Source organism: Shewanella submarina (assembly GCF_042646185.1).
Classification (GTDB): Bacteria; Pseudomonadota; Gammaproteobacteria; order Enterobacterales; family Shewanellaceae; genus Shewanella; species Shewanella corallii.
In genome coordinates, this window is sequence record NZ_JBHRTD010000001.1 from 315946 (window position 1) to 333327 (window position 17382).

General features: G+C 51.7%; 15 protein-coding genes. 7 read left to right on the forward strand and 8 right to left on the reverse strand.

Annotated features, from left to right (window positions below; translation table 11 throughout):
• Window positions 1-117 precede the first annotated feature (117 nt).
• From ACFOE0_RS01420 to ACFOE0_RS01430, 3 genes are read right to left on the reverse strand one after another with little or no spacing between them, the layout of a single operon-like run.
• Window positions 118-798, reverse strand: a complete 681-nt coding sequence (locus ACFOE0_RS01420) for a polyphosphate polymerase domain-containing protein (RefSeq protein ID WP_248936634.1) — start codon at window positions 796-798, stop codon at window positions 118-120.
• Window positions 795-3428 carry a hypothetical protein gene (locus ACFOE0_RS01425; protein WP_248936635.1) on the reverse strand — a complete coding sequence of 878 codons (2634 nt, stop codon included), beginning with the start codon at window positions 3426-3428 and terminating at the stop codon, window positions 795-797. Before ACFOE0_RS01425 ends, ACFOE0_RS01420 begins: the two co-directional genes overlap by 4 nt.
• Window positions 3429-3430: 2 nt before the next feature.
• Window positions 3431-4147 carry a DUF4956 domain-containing protein gene (locus tag ACFOE0_RS01430; RefSeq protein WP_248936636.1) on the reverse strand — a complete coding sequence of 239 codons (717 nt, stop codon included), beginning with the start codon at window positions 4145-4147 and terminating at the stop codon, window positions 3431-3433.
• Window positions 4148-4415: 268 nt separating this feature from the next.
• Between ACFOE0_RS01430 and ACFOE0_RS01435 the strand changes: the two genes are divergently transcribed.
• Window positions 4416-5834 carry an Lcl C-terminal domain-containing protein gene (locus ACFOE0_RS01435; RefSeq protein WP_248936637.1) on the forward strand — a complete coding sequence of 473 codons (1419 nt, stop codon included), beginning with the start codon at window positions 4416-4418 and terminating at the stop codon, window positions 5832-5834.
• Window positions 5831-6439: an outer membrane beta-barrel protein gene (locus ACFOE0_RS01440; protein ID WP_248936638.1), complete on the forward strand. Its 609-nt coding sequence runs from the start codon at window positions 5831-5833 to the stop codon at window positions 6437-6439. Before ACFOE0_RS01435 ends, ACFOE0_RS01440 begins: the two co-directional genes overlap by 4 nt.
• Window positions 6440-6503: 64 nt before the next feature.
• On the opposite strand, the gene ACFOE0_RS01445 is transcribed toward ACFOE0_RS01440, so the two are convergent.
• The gene (locus tag ACFOE0_RS01445) at window positions 6504-6818 is read right to left on the reverse strand and encodes a cation diffusion facilitator family transporter (protein ID WP_248936639.1); all 315 of its coding nucleotides are present in this window, start codon (window positions 6816-6818) and stop codon (window positions 6504-6506) included.
• A gap of 283 nt (window positions 6819-7101) precedes the next feature.
• Here ACFOE0_RS01445 and ACFOE0_RS01450 point away from each other — a divergent pair, with 283 nt between their 5' ends.
• The 4 genes from ACFOE0_RS01450 (at window position 7102) to ACFOE0_RS01465 (ending at window position 12348) form a co-directional block, all read left to right on the forward strand.
• Window positions 7102-9282 carry a membrane dipeptidase gene (locus tag ACFOE0_RS01450; RefSeq protein ID WP_248936640.1) on the forward strand — a complete coding sequence of 727 codons (2181 nt, stop codon included), beginning with the start codon at window positions 7102-7104 and terminating at the stop codon, window positions 9280-9282.
• 142 nt (window positions 9283-9424) lie between these two features.
• On the forward strand, window positions 9425-10147 hold the full coding sequence (locus ACFOE0_RS01455) for a YebC/PmpR family DNA-binding transcriptional regulator (RefSeq protein ID WP_248936641.1): 723 nt from the start codon (window positions 9425-9427) through the stop codon (window positions 10145-10147).
• A 74-nt stretch (window positions 10148-10221) separates the two neighbouring features.
• Window positions 10222-10701 (forward strand): Lrp/AsnC family transcriptional regulator, encoded by a 480-nt coding sequence (locus ACFOE0_RS01460; protein WP_248936642.1) that lies wholly within the window; start codon window positions 10222-10224, stop codon window positions 10699-10701.
• Between the two features lie 279 nt (window positions 10702-10980).
• Entirely contained in the window at window positions 10981-12348 is a 1368-nt protein-coding gene (locus tag ACFOE0_RS01465) for a sodium-dependent transporter (protein ID WP_248936643.1), read from the forward strand.
• Window positions 12349-12406: 58 nt separating this feature from the next.
• Here the strand turns inward: ACFOE0_RS01465 and ACFOE0_RS01470 are convergent, their stop codons facing one another.
• Both ACFOE0_RS01470 and dmeF read right to left on the reverse strand, forming a co-directional pair.
• Window positions 12407-12832, reverse strand: a complete 426-nt coding sequence (locus ACFOE0_RS01470) for a MarR family winged helix-turn-helix transcriptional regulator (RefSeq protein WP_248936644.1) — start codon at window positions 12830-12832, stop codon at window positions 12407-12409.
• A complete protein-coding gene (gene dmeF / locus ACFOE0_RS01475; protein ID WP_248936645.1) occupies window positions 12829-13839 on the reverse strand; it encodes a CDF family Co(II)/Ni(II) efflux transporter DmeF in 1011 nt (336 codons plus the stop codon). The genes ACFOE0_RS01470 and dmeF overlap by 4 nt, the downstream gene beginning before the upstream one ends.
• Before the next feature lie 134 nt (window positions 13840-13973).
• On the opposite strand from dmeF, the gene mnmD reads away from it, so the two are divergent.
• The gene (gene mnmD, locus ACFOE0_RS01480; protein WP_248936646.1) at window positions 13974-14672 is read left to right on the forward strand and encodes a tRNA (5-methylaminomethyl-2-thiouridine)(34)-methyltransferase MnmD; all 699 of its coding nucleotides are present in this window, start codon (window positions 13974-13976) and stop codon (window positions 14670-14672) included.
• Between the two features lie 18 nt (window positions 14673-14690).
• Here mnmD and rarD read toward each other — a convergent pair whose 3' ends face one another.
• Together rarD and ACFOE0_RS01490 are read right to left on the reverse strand one after the other, a co-directional pair.
• Window positions 14691-15578 (reverse strand): EamA family transporter RarD, encoded by an 888-nt coding sequence (rarD, locus tag ACFOE0_RS01485; RefSeq protein WP_248936647.1) that lies wholly within the window; start codon window positions 15576-15578, stop codon window positions 14691-14693.
• A 224-nt stretch (window positions 15579-15802) separates the two neighbouring features.
• A complete protein-coding gene (locus ACFOE0_RS01490) occupies window positions 15803-17230 on the reverse strand; it encodes a sensor domain-containing diguanylate cyclase (RefSeq protein ID WP_248936648.1) in 1428 nt (475 codons plus the stop codon).
• Between the last annotated feature and the right edge of the window lie 152 nt (window positions 17231-17382).

Genomic DNA, 17382 nt, shown 5'->3' on the forward strand with positions numbered 1-17382 from the left:
TTCCCTCTTGATGACTGATATTCACAAGCTAGCGAATAATTCAGTCGAGGAGAAGTGTGCAGATCAATATGGGTACAACAATCCTGATTAACCTACAAATTGATTGGCTTATCTCCGTTAACCAAAGAACAGGTTGCGGATGCCGTTAACATATTTGGAGTGGCGGGATGGTCGCAACGGACAGCTTGAGATGATATCTGACAGCTGGGTCTCAAAGGTCTCATCGGCCTTCAGTTCAAGCAGGACATAGTCGCCCAGCGACCTGGCTTTTGAGAGATTGGCCCTGCGCTGATACCTCTGGTCAAACACCTGCATCTCTCTGTCCAGAGTCGCACGAATATGCCCATCAGCAGAGCAGAAGTACTCCCTTTGATAGCGGCAGATAAGGACTGGGTTTAACTCAGGCCCCCATAGCTGACGGCCGTTTTCATCCAGGGTGCGGTAACAGGTTTGCAGTACCCTGTGCCAGCTGAAGTCGGGCTGGGACAGGGGCAGGGAAGTGGGAAAGCTGACTTTATATCCTTTACCGGCTTCCCTGTGCTTAAACTCCAGGGTGGCGCGATCAGCAGCGGTTAACTCCTGATACCAGCGGATCCTGACTTTTCGTCTGTGGCTGATACCGCTGAGGTTTTCTTCAAACCTGTCCAGATCTGCAGTATCCAGATACAGGCTGTTGACGTATCTGGGGGCATGCTGGCACTTAAACAGAGCCGGGTGACTGCGCAGCCAAACCAGTACCTCTGACAGCCGATTGAGTGGGATAGGAATTTTTACCTCAAAGCGTCTGCTGTGTGTCATTGGGGCTTATCCGATTTCATCACTGTGCGGTACAACTCTTTGACATTCAGTTTCTTTGGCGGCACAGGGATGCCATCCAGCAAGAGCTGACTTTCCAGCGCGACTCTGGCCTTGTCCAGGCAGGAAAAACCGTCACACTCAAGAGTTTCAACCGCCATGGTTGCGGGGCCAAAGAAAGGTTTCTTGCTGTAACTCATCAGCCCATAGTGGGTGACAGAGCCTATCTCAATATTATCGGCCTGTATGTGGGATGCATCCTTGGAGACCAGCGCAAAGTTAACGTCATCAAAACGGCAGTGACTGACATCGAGACGGCTGTTTTCACCGGCTGAGATCGCCTTGTCACGGACTGTGTTAAAACTGATATCCCGGATGCTGAGATTGGAACCGCTGACATCGATACCATCGCCGCCTGAGCGTTTCCCTATATTACTGAAGCTGCCTCCCTCAATGGTGCCGGTGCAGAAATCACAGTCAAAGGCGTCAGACAGGGCATTGCTGATTTGCAGCTGCTTAATCTCCACCTGACTGTTGATAATATTGAGGGCGTCTTCAGAGCTGTTATCGGTAATGCTTAAATGGGCTATATCGAGCTTGGAGTTAACCAGATAGACAGCCCCTCTGGGGCGCCAGTTTCCCTGTTTGGGACTGGCAGCATGACTGACATTAAGGTGGCGTATTCTGGAGGAGCTTATTCCCTCTGTTCCCATCAGTGTCAGTCCCTGCCACCCCTGTTTGGGGTTGCTGGCGTTTAACTGCACAGGCTTGTTTCCGGTACCGGCTATATGCAATTCGCCAAATATCATGAGTCCGGCTCCGGGAGCGAAGGAGAGTGTGGTGCCTGCCGGGATAAGCAGCTTCCAGTCCGGCGGCGATACCAGATAGTCATCTATCTGCCAATTGCCGGGACGAATTTGCCAGGCGTTCTGTTGCGGCATGATGAAGTCCGGCAGCTTGTTGGCTGGCGCCTGCCCTCTGGGCAAAAAGTTCTGATTCAGGCTGTCTGACCATTCATAGGGAGCCATATTGCCGCCGACTTCAGCCGCAAACAGGGTCACAGTCGGGTACTTCAACGGAATAGCAAAGTTCAGGCTTTCACCGGGTGCCAATAAGGTGGGGAAGGTGACCGTATCACTGTCCAGTTCAGCTACTTCATTAAAACGGGTGCTTCCTGATAACTCCGCAATTTGCAGCGGCTTTGTCAGAGTGTTGGTTACGGTTAGCCGATATCCCTCAGGCGTCTTGGTAAATTGTGAGGCTCTGTCCCAGGGAATGACCGCATGAGTCCTGTCAAAGTGTTTATGCAGGGCCGGGTCCATGGCCTGAATTTCCGAGCACTCAGGTTTTTTGAAGCCAGTGTTCAAACAGGTTAACTGTGTTTGCAGTACCTTGAGGTCAAAGCTGCCCAACAGGGGGGCGCTGGTATGCAACTGACGTTTGAGTATCGTCTCGGTTTGCTGCAGGTGAGCCGTCAGTTTACCGGATATCAGGTCATGCTTCAGCTTGGCCAGAGAGGCCAGATAACTGGCGCGGACCTGGCTGTCAGCCAGCATTTGTCTGGACAGATGAAAGGACTGGCTGGGAGGACGCATTAACCAGATATGGGCGGCTGGCACGACGGCGACGTCACTCTGAATGGGCTCCAACCTGGCTGTATGGGGATTAAAATACCAGCGCCAATTGTTCCAGGTCAGGGCGTGCCAGGCGCCCCAGGCATCAACTGTCGCCAGATACTGACCAAGTCTAACGGTATCAAACACATCGCTGGCTGGGCGGGTACCAGCCAGAAAGTCACTGATCAGCCCAAGTGCCAGGGTCCGCTGACGCCTTAACGCCGGGTTCCCCATAATGGTGCCCTGTTGCAGCACTCTGGGCCTGAGTTTACGTACCAGCAGGCCCTCGTCATCCTGGTACTCGCCGTCCAGCTCCAGACGGGTGATCAGGCCTTCGGTACGGTTGTTTACCGCCAGCAACTCCTGACTGAACGCCTGCTCAAACAGCATCACCCCCCAGTCACTGCCGTTGACTATCACTCTGACAGGTTTATGGAAGGGGGCGATAACGTCGAAGCCGGCATATTTCATGGTTTCGCTGAATAGGGTTGGCCCCTGATGGATACGGACATCCGGGCTGACAATAGCAAATTTGCGGGAGGTGAAAATAGCCTGCTTCTTATCAAGTTGGACCCGGAATGACCAACGGTTTGGCCCCTTGATATGATCAAGCATATCCCCCTGCAACCTGACTTTGGCTTTGTAACTTTTGTTCAGGTATTGCAGGTTGGCTTTGACCGTTTGTCTTTGCTCTGGAATCACACCATCTGCCAGAGCCTGGTCACGATCGGCACTCAATTTCATCCACTCCTGATACTTGATGTCCAGCTGTAACAGAGGCAATTGGCTGTCGGCCCGCAACATATTGACCGGCGCTTTGAACCCGTCACTGACCAGCTGACGCACCTTATCGCCGCTGTTGTTGGACATGGCCATAAAGCCCTTTTGGATGAGGAAAGTTTTCACCCAGGCCGGGGATGGGGTGAGCGCTGCAACCAGCACCAGCAGTCCAAGTATCAGGGTGATTTTCTCCCATCGCCCCAGGCGCTTTTTACGACGATCCGGCAGTATCTCCATCACTACACCCCGGCAATATTGTGTTGCTCAAGCAGTGACAGGTTCAGTCCCTGATACTTGTCTTTAAGGGCCTGAAACAGATTATCTATCTGTCCTGGCTCCTTAACCGTGACAAAGAAGCAGGCCTCTATCTGACCATCATCATCGTCGTAACGACGTAACTCAATTCTGTCCATATGGTCAGCCAGCATGGATTTCAGCTCACCCAGTTGCATGCTTTCACTACCGCCATAGCTGAGGGTCAGAAAAATCCCTCTCTCTTCGTACTCTTTAATCGCCCTGCGTTTAACCCAGGTCACCAGCGCCAGTGTGACAAAACAGGCAAGTATTGCTGCCAGCGTTTGTCCTGCCCCCAGGGCTACCGCCACGCCAATGTTGAGAAAGAGATAAACCAGCTCTTCCGGCTCTTTAATCGGGGTTCTGAAGCGAACGATTGAGAGTGCACCAACCAGCCCAAGTGCCAGAGCCAATGATGCTTTTACTACCGTGATGATTAGAATCACGGTCAACATCAACAGGGGAAACAGGCGACTGAAATCCTGACGGTTGCAAAAGGCGCTGGCGTACTTTCTGAAGTGAGCCCCAATCAGCAGAGCCATTAGAAATCCGGTCAGCAGATTCAGTACCAGAGCGCCCAGATGGACGCTGGCGTATGGCAGGAACATAGCCCTGATATCACTGGGTAAAAATGCTGTCAGAACGGGATCGACTGTTTCCATCGTCACCTTCTCATTTGATGCTTGTTAAACCTGCTCCTCCTGCTGGATGAGCTCTCCCTGTCAAAACTCAAACTGACGTGTCGCCATATTTGCGCTTGCCACTCATAAGATTAGGTCAGCTTGGCGAAAATGCTAATTGGCCTGACGCCCCTTGGTCAGGGTTGGCTGGTGGCGTTGCAGAGCCATGAACTTCTTCTAAACTCATTAATGAAATCAATTATTTCTTAAGCGCTTACTGGGTCTGGTCAGGACGACCATGGAGGGATGGATGAAAGCAGGGAAAACCTGGTCTGCTGTGGTTTATGCCGGCCTGCTCTGTGTGTTACTGAGTGGCTGTTTGTATGAAGCTGCTGAGCCCGAAGCTGAGACGCCGACAGATGGTGGCGACGGCGGTGGTGAGGCTCCTGCACCGGAACCTGTGGAGTTGCCTGAGCTGGCCAGTTGTAATGGCCCCTGCAGTTGCGATGAGATGATCAGGCCTGCAAATGACACCGGTGTGACCTTCTCCGGCGTTTTCCCATCCGGGAACCTGGCGAGCTGCGCTGATACTGCCAACCCGCAGGATTGTGACTTTGGCCGGGACAGCAAAGCGGCACAGGGTGAGCTGAGTAAAACCGGCTCAGGGGCTGCCGGATTCGACTTTGTCAAAGTGTCTGCCAATGGCGATCTGCTGGATAAGGATGCGACATCCTGGCAGTGCGTGCTGGATGTGACCACAGGCTTAATGTGGGAGGTCAAGGCGGCTGATGATGCTCAGGGGCTGAGAGCCAGCAATCAAACCTACTCCTGGTCTGATAATACTCAGCCGGACTATACCAGCGTTAATCTGGGGGAATGCCAGCAGGAGAGCTGTGATACCCAACATATTATCGGCCTGACCAACACAGCAGGCCTTTGTGGTTTTAATGATTGGCGCTTGCCCAGCAAAACAGAGCTGCAGGATCTGGTGCATTACGGAAGCAAGCAACCCAGCATAGATACTGATCTCTTTCCAAATATTCAATCTGATATTTACTGGACCTCATCGCTGGACACAGACGATGTGGGTAGCGTGTGGTCGGTGCACTTTAATTTCGGCACAGTGGCCGGGGGCAGTAGCCGGGATCCTCACTATGTACTTCTGGTTCGCAATGCCAGTGTGCCAGAGCAGCCAGTCGCTGAGATCACCGAGCAGGAGCTGGATATCAGTCTCAGAAACCGGCTTGCTCCTTTGCAACGCTGCAGTGATGTTGGCGTTGTCAGCAGCCCCAACAGCCGCTTTAAACGGGATGATGCAGGTAATGTGTTTGACAGCTGGACAGGCTTGATTTGGCGGCGCTGTGTGGAAGGACTTAGCGGAGAGGTGTGCGATGAGGGCGAAGTGGTCCTGCTGGATTGGCAGCAGGCGATCAACCTGGCTGTCGATGCATCTGAAGCAGAGGGGCTGACAGGGGAGAGCCGCTGGCGTTTGCCCAGCATCAAGGAGTTACAACAAACGGTGGAAACTCATTGTGAGGAACCGCCGCTGAATCCATTCGCTTTTCCCAATATGCCGCTGGATCAGGTATGGAGCAGTACGCCCCATACAGGACTGGATGGACACAGCTATCAATATCAATACCAGAATGGAATTCTCTTTTATGCAGCAAGACAGCAAAGGCGGCAGCTGCATTTGGTCAGACAATGCCAACAGGGAGTGGGATTATGACAAAAACGCTAACGCTAATGGTATTTTTGCTGGGCACTCTGCTTTGCTCTCAGGCAAAGGCCGGGAGCATCGACTTCTATAACTACTATATTGGCCTGCAGCTGCAGGGAATCTCACTGGATGACCAGAGCGATCAGGGGCTGGATGACAGTGCCTGGACCGCAGGAGTCTTCTATAAAGCGAGATTAAAGGACTATTTTCAGTTCGCTGTCGGGGTTGATTACTTCTATACCGAAGATAAAGCGCCCTTTGAACAGGAGGTGAATGACAAGCTGTCGGATGAAACCCGCAGCGTCAGCTCTGATGTCACAGGCCTTTCCTGGTATCTGGAGGCTGGCGTGCAATACAAGTTTCCACCTGAGGACCGCTGGACTCTGGGCCTGCTTGCCGGGTACAGATACAGCAATATCAGCAGGGGCATCCTCGCCTGCAGCGGCTGTGAAGATCAGGAGTTACCTGATTTTAAAAACGCGGCGTATCTCAAACCGTTTGTTGAATACCAGTGGACCAAGTCGGTTATTACTCAGTTGTTCTTCACTCAATATGTTTCCGGTGACCAGTTTGAGAATGGGCTGGGGCTGCAGATTACCGTCTGGGCTATGTAGCGAAGGCGAAACCTAAAGCGACAAAACCCGGCTCAGGCCGGGTTTTGTGTTATCACCGCAGCTGTTATTGGTGGCCGGTTTTATGGTGCTCGCGGCTGTGTTCTTTATGGTCGTGCATCTTCACTTTGTGATGTTTGTGTTCATCATGTTCATGTCGGTCGTGATGGGTCTGCTGTGGGTGCTTGTGACCGACCGGGTCGCCACCGTGCTGGGTATGGGGATGACTCTGTTGGTGGTCCCGCATTTGGTGGTGGTCTTTGTTGTGTTTGTGTTCGTGACCGTCGTCGTAGCGGCGGGCCATTTTCTCATGTTCAAACTCGGCAGTATGTTGAACGCCGTGGTTATCTTGTTTGTGAGAACCTATGTGTTTATCAGTCATAACAGTGACTCCGAAAAAGTATCTGCACTCAGACTACTCCTACTGCCGGCAATGAATATGTTTCTGTTCCGGATTTAATTTTGCCTGCATATCCAGTGCATGATTCTCTTTGATGCTTGCCTGTAACTGACGATTGTTGGGAGGTGGAAGAGTTAAGACCAAAGTCTGAATCTTTAAATGTAAGTGAACACTAACTTGATTTAAGCGTTTGAACTCTTTTATATCTGGAGTCGGCAGAAGTTGAGAAGTTGCTGAACCCGTTTCCAACCTCACGGATACCAATATGAAAAGAGTCAGTTCATGGAGAGCGGCTGTTGTTACACAAGCCTTGTTCTCGATTCCACTCAGTGTATTTATCTCCCTGGCGCCTGCCGAGCAGGCTCACGCGTCTCAAGATGCTGTCGATAGCCTGGCCCAGGGGTGCTATCTCATTCAGTCTCCGACCAATGGTCAATTTATGAAGCGTTTCTACCAGGGCGGGCCGGTTGACAATGGCCTCAGCTATCGCTTCGAAAATGTGTCTCAGTCAGAGGCCAATCGTTTCTTCTTTAAACCCAGCAGTCGCTCCCACTTTATGATCACGGATGAGGATGGTCGCTATCTTGCCAGCCATCTTCCGGCTGAGGTCAGTGCCGGGCGTTATCCCGGAGAGTTCGCCGAATGGCAGGTCAGCGCCGGTGGCAATGATGCAGACCCGAGGTTCAGTTTTAAAGTCACTTCGCTTAACTACACCCTGAGGCATAACTATGGCTTTTGGGGACACTATCGCTATGGCGGGGTCTACTTTTATGATCTGCTGAATCTTGGGAACTGGAGCAGTGAGAGTGATTTCAGACTGGTTCCGGCGGATAACTGCACGCCATTCCCGGAAATTGAGGTGAATGTCGCAGGTAACACAGATGCCCTTAAAGGTGACAGCAATCAGCCGGTACGCGGACTTGCCGATCCCCATACTCATATTACTTCCTATGAGTTTATGGGGGGCAAGGTGATGCATGGCAAGCCATTCCACCGCTGGGGAGTGAGTCATGCCCTGAACGACAGCAAGGATATCCACGGCCCCGATGGCTCTCTGGATTTAATCGGTAATCTTTACGCTTATGGGGATGCTAATTATCGCTACGATACCCGCGGCTGGCCGGATTTTCCTTTCTGGCCTAACCATAAGCAGCTGACTCATTCAGGCTATTACCATAAGTGGATGGAGCGCGCCTGGCTGGGCGGCCTGAGGTTAATGGTAACTCACCTGGTGGAGAATGAGGTGCTGTGTACCGCACAGAAAACCATTAATCCGGCAGCCTGGATTAACCCCAATGACTGTAACACCATGAGCAGTATCCGATTGCAGATCCAAAGGCTCAGGGAGATGCAGGAGTATATTGATATTCAGGCTGGTGGCCCGGGCAAAGGCTTTTTCCGATTGGTGAGCAGCCCGGATGAGGCCAGAGTCGTTATCGCCGACGGCAAGCTGGCGGTGGTGATGGGGATTGAAGCTTCAGAGGTATTTAACTGCGGTATTAAAGACTCCTGCTCCATGGCGGATATTGAACGCCAGCTGATGGAGGTTTACGACGCAGGTGTCAGAGTCCTTTATCCTACTCACAAGTTTGATAACCAACTGGCGGGCTCCCGAGTTGAGAGTGGCTTTATCAATCTGGGGCAGGTGCTGAGCACTGGTCATTTCTTTGAAACCAAGGAGTGTGATGCACATACCCGTGGCAATTACTTTGAGTCCGGTTTCCCCCTGATTGGCAATGTACCTGTGCTTAGAGAGATACTCGATGGTATTGGTTACAACCCTGAATATGACGAAACCATTCAGCACTGTAATGTGCACAGCCTGACGGACAAAGGGGTCTATCTGGTGAATCGTATGATAGACATGGGCATGTTGATAGAACTTGACCATATGTCGGCAGATACCGCCACCCAGGTGATGGATATTGTGGAAGCCAGGCAATACTCCGGCGTGATTACTTCCCATAGCTGGATGAATTCAGCCAAAGACGGTGGTTTGCACAACAACACAGTGCGCCTCGCTCAGGCTGGAGGCTTTATGGGGCCCTATAACGCCAATGCCAATCGAATTGAGGGCAGTATCAACCGCTTCCTGGAAGCGATTGCAGAGACGCCTTATCTGGCGGGTGTGGGACTGGGAACCGACATGAGTGGTCTGGGTGGCCAGGCGGGCCCCAGAGACGATGCAGATACCGACCCTTTGACCTATCCATTTATCAGTGAGTTTGGCCTGGTGTTTGACCGTCAGCAGTCGGGAAATCGTACTTTCGACTTCAACCAGGATGGTATGGCGCACTACGGTATGCTGGCGGATCATCTGGAAGATCTGCGCAGACAGGCCCGCCCGCAAACCTATGAAGCGGTAATGAACTCGGCTGAAGCCTACCTGCAAATGTGGGAGCGTGCCAGTGGCCCTAGAGATATGGCCTATATTAATCCTCTTTAATCAATGGCCTGATTACTGATGAAAGCCCCCTAAAGGCCTCTTCGGAGGCCTTTGTCATCTGTATGCAAACTCGCTTTTTCAGGGGGAAAGCTGTTAAAATCAACGCTTCGTTTAGACCTTTGAGAACCAATCCGAGACTAAGATGGGAAGAGCGTATCAAAACCGCAAAGAATCCATGGCCAAGACAGCCGGTCAGAAGACCCGCCTGTACTCACGCTATGGCAAAGAGATCTATGTTTGCGCCAAGAACGGTGGTGTAGAGCCTGATGGTAACCTGGCACTGCGTCGCATGATCGACCGTGCAAAGAAGGACCAGGTACCGGCTCACGTTATTGAGCGTGCCATTGAAAAGGCCAAGGGCGGCGGCGGTGAAGATTACGAAGTAGCCCGTTATGAAGGATTTGGTCCAGGTAACTGCATGGTTATCGTTGACTGTCTGACCGACAACGTAAAGCGTACCTTTACCGAAGTGCGTCAGGCCTTTGTGAAGAATGATGCCAAGCTGGGCGGCCCGGGCACTGTTGCCCATATGTTTGATCATCAGTCTGTATTCGTGTTCAAAGGCGAAGATGATGAGGCCATTCTGGAGCTGCTGATGATGGCAGATGTAGATGTGACCGATGTTGAAGCTGAAGATGGCATGATCTCAGTATTCGCGCCTATTACCGAGTTCAACAATGTGCGCACTGCGCTGACTGAAGAAATGCCTGACATCCACTTTGAAGTGGAAGAGATCAGCTTCGTACCTCAGACCATGACTGAGGTGACAGGTGAAGATGTGGCGACCTTTGATAAGTTTATTGCGGCGTTGGAAGACTGCGACGACGTACAGAAGGTTTACCATAACGCTGAGATCAACGAGTAAGTTGTTGCTTTAAAACCTGTTGAAAGCCGCCTGCGGGCGGCTTTTCTGTGTCCTGACCCAAGAGATTAACTGCCATGACTATGAGTTCACTGGATAAGACGGATATCGCCATACTGCGTTTACTGCAAACTCAGGGGCGTATGGCCAATCAGGATCTGGCGGCCGCAGTCGGCCTTTCACCTTCCCCCTGTTCCCGTCGGGTTAAAGCGCTGGAAGAGGGAGGATATATTCAAAGTTATGCAGCCATTCTGGCTCCGGCGCATTTTGATTTGAATCTGACCGTGCATATTCAGGTGCGGATGGAGCGTCATACCCAGGAGATCCTGGCGGGATTTGAGCACCAGGTGCTGGAGTATCCCGAAGTGCTGGAGTGCAGCCTGTTAACCGGTTCCGAGTCTGATTACCTGCTGAAAGTCATGGTGAAGGATATGGATGCCTACCGAACCTTTTTGCTGGATAAGCTTACCAGCAATGCCCATATTGCCGGTGTGCACTCCAGTTTTGTGCTTAAACAGGTAAAAAGCCACTCGCCGCTGCCCATTCCGGGTCAGTAAGGCCTCCCCGGTTGCAGTTGTCGATAATAACGGCAGAGACAGATCGGCTTCACATTTTCTGATCTTGACCAGCTGTTGAAATTATTGCATCCGGGACGCTGCTGATTAAGGTCGGCGCAATAATATTTTGCAGTTAATCTTAAACCCAATCCATTAAATCCAAAATTTAACTTATTTAGATTTTTATTGCTCATTGAGTGTGGTTGTACGCAATAAAAATTCGTTGCCACCGATTTTCCTGTCGCTATGCTTGCCGCCTTTAAGTATTCGGAGGTTTCTATGGCGCAGGCCAGTTCAGCAGGGCATTTCAGCTCACGTATCGGATTTGTGTTTGCCGCCGCAGGCAGTGCGGTGGGAGTGGGCAGTATCTGGGGGTTCCCAACTCAAATTGCCAATAATGGTGGTGGTGCTTTCCTGCTGGTTTACCTGCTGCTGATGTGTCTGTTGGGGATGCCTATGTTGATGGCCGAGTTGATGATTGGCCGTCATGGTCAGAGCAACCCGGCTGATACCATGGCTGGCCTGGGCAGGGGGGCGGGTTCCCGCAAATTGGGTTGGTTGATTGGTGCTGTATCGATCGCTACTGCAGGATTGATCCTGACGTTTTACACCCTGTTGTCAGGCTGGTTTGTCAGCTTCTCACTGGCGTCTGCCATCCAATTACTGCCCGGCGTTGCTGCTGACAATGGTATGGTCAGCTGGCTGACCGACTTTTCCCTGTCCCGTAACCTGGTGTTTACTGCACTCTTTTGTGTGCTGACCTTTGCGGTTATCCGTCAGGGGGTTCAACAGGGCATTGAGAAGTGGTCCAAGCGTTTGATGCCATTATTAGTTGTCATGTTATTGACTGGCGTGGCTTATGTCATGACTCTGCCTGCGGCATCTGAGGGGCTGCGTTGGTTGTTTGTTCCTGACTTCAGTCAGATCAATGGTCAGGTGTTGATCAGTGCATTGGGCCAGACTTTCTTCTCTCTGAGCGTGGGAACCGGAGCCATGATGGTCTACGCCAGTTATCTGGGTAAAGAGCAGCATATTGGCAAGTTAACTGTGATGGTGACGGGCATGGCGACAGTAATCGCTGTGTTGGCGGCGGCCATGATAGTCCCGGCCATCTCAGTGGCTCAGCATCAGGGCGTCGAGGTATTTGATGCCAGTGGTGCCCTGAAGAATTCAGATACCTTGGTGTTTGATGTACTGCCTTCGCTTTTTGCTTCACTTGGGCCTGTGGTAGGCGCTCTGTTTGGCGCCGCCTTCTTTGGCCTGATGATTATTGCTGGCCTGACTTCAGCCATCTCTATTGCTGAAGTACCAGTCAACTATGCGGTGCAGAAGTGGCACTGGAGCCGCGACCGGGCTGTGGTTCAACTTGGTGGTGCATTGACCGCCGGTGCCTTGATGTTGGCAGTGGCCTTTGAACTCCTGTTCAGCCCCATGGTGGTGCTGACGACGCAGATCGCTCAGCCGCTGGTGGCCTTGGGGATTGCGGTTTATCTGGGCTGGATCTGGCGTCGTAAGGCCCTGGTTGAGGATATCCTGGCGCAGCAAGGTGTCACTGAGTATTCAACCGGGTGGAAGCTCTGGATCGCTTATGTTCAGTTTGTATGCCCGCTGCTGATTATCGCCATTGGCTTGTATCAGTTTGCATAACCCGAATATCAGATAAACAAAAAGGACGGCAATGCCGTCCTTTTGCTTTGTTTTACTGTCAGAATGTCCGGTTCATACGCTCGAAAAAGCCCAGCAGCAAGGCTCTTTCTTCTTCGCTGAAGTCAGCAGTCAGCTCAGAGGTCAACGCCTGATGTTGGTCACTGTGTGCCTGAAACAGCTTCTGACCTTCTGCTGTCAGCCCCACCAGAATAGAACGTCTGTCCTGTACATTGGGTATGCGCTCAACCAATTGGGCAGCTACCAACTTTTCTATCTGTACTGTCAGCGTACCTGTCGTCACCCCTATCTTTTCTGCCAGCTCTTTCATGCGCATGGCGCCGTGGAATCCCAGTGCTTCAAGAGTATGAGCGTGGGATAGACTGATCCCCTGCTCCCGGACTATGGCGTGTTCCCAGGAGGAGAGCTTTTCATAAAACTCGACGATGGCATGGTTCAGGCCTGACTCTACTTTATCTGAATTCAAAACTTTCCTCCGGGGCACTGTTCTGGCAGGCAGGTATGAGTCTCAACTGTGATATGGGCCAGCCAGGGGAGATCCGCAAGTAAGGCATGGTATTCCTCGCTGCGTTTAGGGTTGTGACTGACTAAAGACAGCATGACTGCATACTTATCGGCATTAACCCGCCAGAGGTGAAGGTCTGTGACCTTATGGTCGTCCACGCTTTCCAGCCTTTGCTGAACTGTCTCTCTGTGGTTTGAGTCCGGATCAGCATCGAGAAGCACTGGGCTGGTTTGCACTATCAGACCCCAGGCCCAGCGGCCGATAATCAGGGCGCCGACAATTCCCATCATGGGGTCGAGCCAGTTGAGGCCGAAGAATTTTGCCAGCAGCAGGGCGGCAATAGCCAGTAAAGAGGTGAGAGCATCGGCCAGAACATGCATGTAGGCTGCTCTGAGATTATGATCCTGGCTCTTCTCCTCAGAATGGCTGTGGTCATGCCCGTGACTGCACTCATGCTTATGGCTGTGGGAGTGAGCATGGCCGTGACTATGACCATGGTCATGGTGGTGATGGTCTTTCAGCAGCAGAGCGCTGACCAGGTTGACCACAAGACCGATAATGGCCACCAGAATCGACTGGTTATAGCCAATATCTGCCGGGTTAATCAGGCGGCCAATTGATTCGACTGCCATAAGCAAAGCGACCAGTCCCAGGGCGATGGCGCTGGTAAATCCGCCCAGCACACTGACCTTGCCTGTGCCGAAACTGAATGCGGGGTTATCGGCGTGCTTACGGGCGTAGTGATAGGTAAACAGGGTCAGCAGAAATGCTGCGGCATGGGTTCCCATATGCCAGCCATCGGCCAGCAATGCCATGGAGCCATAGACAGTACCGGCAACAATTTCAGCCACCATGGTGACAAGGGTCAGCAGCAGAACGATTTTGGTGTTCCGCTCTCCACTGTGGTTGAGGGCAGAAAAATTATGGGCATGCTGCCATCTGTCTATGGGATGGGGAGACTGACTCATAACGACTCCAATTTAATTTGATGTTCAAACTATTTGTTTTTCAAATTATTCGTATTTCCAAATAAAATCGCAAGCGATAACGCTGTTTTTTTGTATAATTTCGCCCGCGAAGTAGATTCAAGAGTATCCAAATCATGAAGCATGTTGAGTTGCAGCTGACGGCAGATGGCTCCCACACCCTGTTTAATGCCGAGATCAATGAAACCTACCATAACCCTAAAGGTGCAATTGCCGAGGCAAGGTACATCTTTATCCACGCCGGGATGGATGCCATGCTGGAGCGAACCAACAGCCTGTCGATACTGGAAGTGGGTTTTGGTACCGGACTCAATGCATTGCTGACCATGTTGCGCTTCAGAGAGTTCTTCAAGCTGCAGCATGTGCGTATCCGGTATGTCACCATAGAGCCCTATCCCCTGAGCCGGGAAATGATTGAGTCATTGAACTATAAGTCTCTGTTGCCCGAAGGGTCAGCCGAACGCTTTTTTGATGCCTTGCATGACGCTCCCTGGGATACAGATGTCGAAGTGCTGCCCTGGTTTGTACTGCACAAGAGAACAGGCAAATTAGAGGATTATCAGGCAGCTGAAAACTCAGTTAATTTGATCTATTTCGATGCTTTTGCGCCCAGTAAACAGGCTGAAGTGTGGGCTCGGGACAATTTGCAAAAGTGCCATCAGTTGCTGCAAACCGATGGCATGCTGGTGTCTTATTGTGCCAGTGGCCAATTCAAGCGTGACCTGAAGGCGGTGGGCTTTAGCGCAACCCCTTATCCCGGTGCGCTGGGAACGCGGGAGATGACCCGGGCTTTTAAAAAGCAAAAGCCGGATTGAATCCGGCTTTTTCAGTTTTCAGTGCATGGCTTTGCGACGCTTGTACCAGGGCAGAGCCTCGAGGGTACAGATAAGCAAACCGGCCCAGATCAGAGAGAAGCTGACCAGCTTGACCTCATCAAAGGCTTCGCCGAACAGCAGCACTGCCAGCAGGAACTGCACGCTGGGCTCAATATACTGCATCAGGCCGATATTGGTCAGGGTTGTGCGCATAATCGCCATGGCGAAAAAAACCAGAGGTGCCAAAGTCACAGGCGCTGCACCTATATACAGGGCGATATTCTGCCAGCTTGAACCCGACTGGCTTTGACCCGTGGCAAACAGGTAGATCAAGTAGACCAGTGCCAAAGGTGCCAGCCACATGGCTTCAATGGTTACCGAAGTCAGCGCATCGAAACGGATAAACTTCTTGGCCAGACCGTACAGGGCGAAGAAGCTTCCCATCAGCAGTGCCAGCACAGGCAGCTCACCGTAGGAAACCACCTGATAAACAATGCCTGACAGGCCCAGCAACACAGCAATGGCCTGACCATGTGTCAGTTTGTCTTTTAAGAAGAGCACGCCCAGCGCGATGGCAAACAAAGGGTTGATAAAGAACCCCAGACTGGCCGCCAGTACCTGACCATGGGTCAGGGCTATGGTAAATGCGCACCAGGAAACACACATGATACAACTGGCCAGTAATGCCATGATCATGGAACGTTTGTCAGCCAATACTGCTTGCCAGTTCAGCTTACGCCCCAGCAGCGCCAGAATAATCAGCATAACCGGGACAGAGAACAGGAGTCTGTATGCCAGCAGCTCATAGATATCTGCCCCTGGCAGATACTGGTAATACAAAGGCAGTATCCCCCACAGCAAAAATGAGAATGCCGCGAGCAGATTGCCCTTAGTTTGGGTCTTCATATTCGGAATAACAGGAAAATAGGGAGAGTGATAAATTATCCCACTCTTGCGTTCCGGTAAGAAGCACAATAGTCATTAATCCCTGTGATCGGGATCGTGATTTGAGTGAAATTTATACGCAGACCAATCCACCCTCGAAGCGTCTGGCTCAGGAAGATTGGCATGGGCGAGCTAAAGTCTATCGCCTCCGAGCAAACGTCTATCGGCGGCGACAGGGAAGGTTGTCAGCTGCCCTGGGTGCGGGGCAGACCGCGCTGCACCGTGACACAGTTACGGCCCTGATCTTTGGACTGGTACAACATATGATCCGCTTCGTTGAGTATCTGTTCCAGTTTCTGGTGTCTGGGGTTGAGCCCGGCAACACCTATGCTGACCGTCACATTCAATATGCCGTGAGCCGTAGTGACATTTATCGCTTCGGCATTGGCCCTTAGCCGTTCTGCTATCTGACCGGCCTGCTCCAGTGTGGCGTCCGGCAGGGCCAGCATAAACTCTTCGCCGCCAAAACGCCCGAGTATGTCACAGGGCCTGAGCTGAGCAGAGACAGACTCGACAAACCGCGATAACACCATATCTCCTGTCCCATGGCCATAGGTGTCATTGACCCGCTTGAAGTAATCCAGGTCCATCGCCAACACGGCAAAAGGCTGTTTGTGCTCTTTGGCATGTTCCAGCGCCTCCTGGGTTTTCTCAGAAAAGGCGCGACGATTATTGGTGCCCGTGAGGGGATCTGTCTGGGCCTGCTCCCTGAGTTGCTGCTCCAGTGCTTTGCGCTCACTGATATCATTGAAGACCTGGGTGACCATGGTTCGTCCGTCCAGGGTAATGGTATTGAATGCCATCTCTGCGGCGAAGACATCACCGGCATCGGGGCATAGATGCACATCCATCCTGCCGGGTTGAGGAGTACTCTGGCTCAGCTGTTCATCTATATGATCCAGATATTCACCCCTGTGGCTTTCTTCAACAAATTGTATTGGCTCTTGCCCGATTAACTCTGTCAGGCTTTGTCCAAGCCGTTCGATGGCATAGTTATTTATCATCACCAGCTGGTGGGCTTCGTCAGTAATCAAAATGCCGACAGGGGCTGAGTTCATCAGTTCCTGAAGCTGTTTATTGGCTTTCTGGGACTCCTCCAGTGCGGTGTTGTTCATTTGAGAGACCAGCTTATCCATGGTGATATCTTTGATAGCCACCATGACCTCACTCTCGTCCAGAGGGTAGAACCTGGCCTCCAGATACAGTTCTTTGGTACGGGTTTTTAGCAGCAGTTCGCGGCGACTACTGTAGTTTTGAGCTCTGACCTGATCCAAAGTAGAGGTAAACAAATGCAGGCTCTGCCCCAACTTCATGGCACTGATTTCCTCGCCGATAAGGCGATCTGAAAAGATCCGGGCAAGAGATTTTCCCACCCGGATATCGCGGATCTGATTAAACCCATCGAGCCAGATACAGGTGTCTGCCACCACGTCAGTCAGCACATTCAGTGACATCTCCTTGCTGTGCAGCATGGCCTGACATTCAGCCAGTTGCTGTTGTAGCCTGTCCAACTGTTTGTAGCTTTGCTCTACATAGGGTTGCAGGGGATTGATTTCACGGGGTAAGCCATTGGGAAATACCTGCGCTAGTTGTTGCTCGAGTAATTTATGCATCCTTGGAAACCGTGTTCAGCTTATTGTCAGCTTGATTGGATCAAAATCCTCATCAAATCAGAATATTGAATGCTCCCTCCGGGGATGCAAAACACTCCCGGAAGTTGGAGTAATCTGTTTAAGTGTAGTCAATGACGGGCGAACGCTTGCCA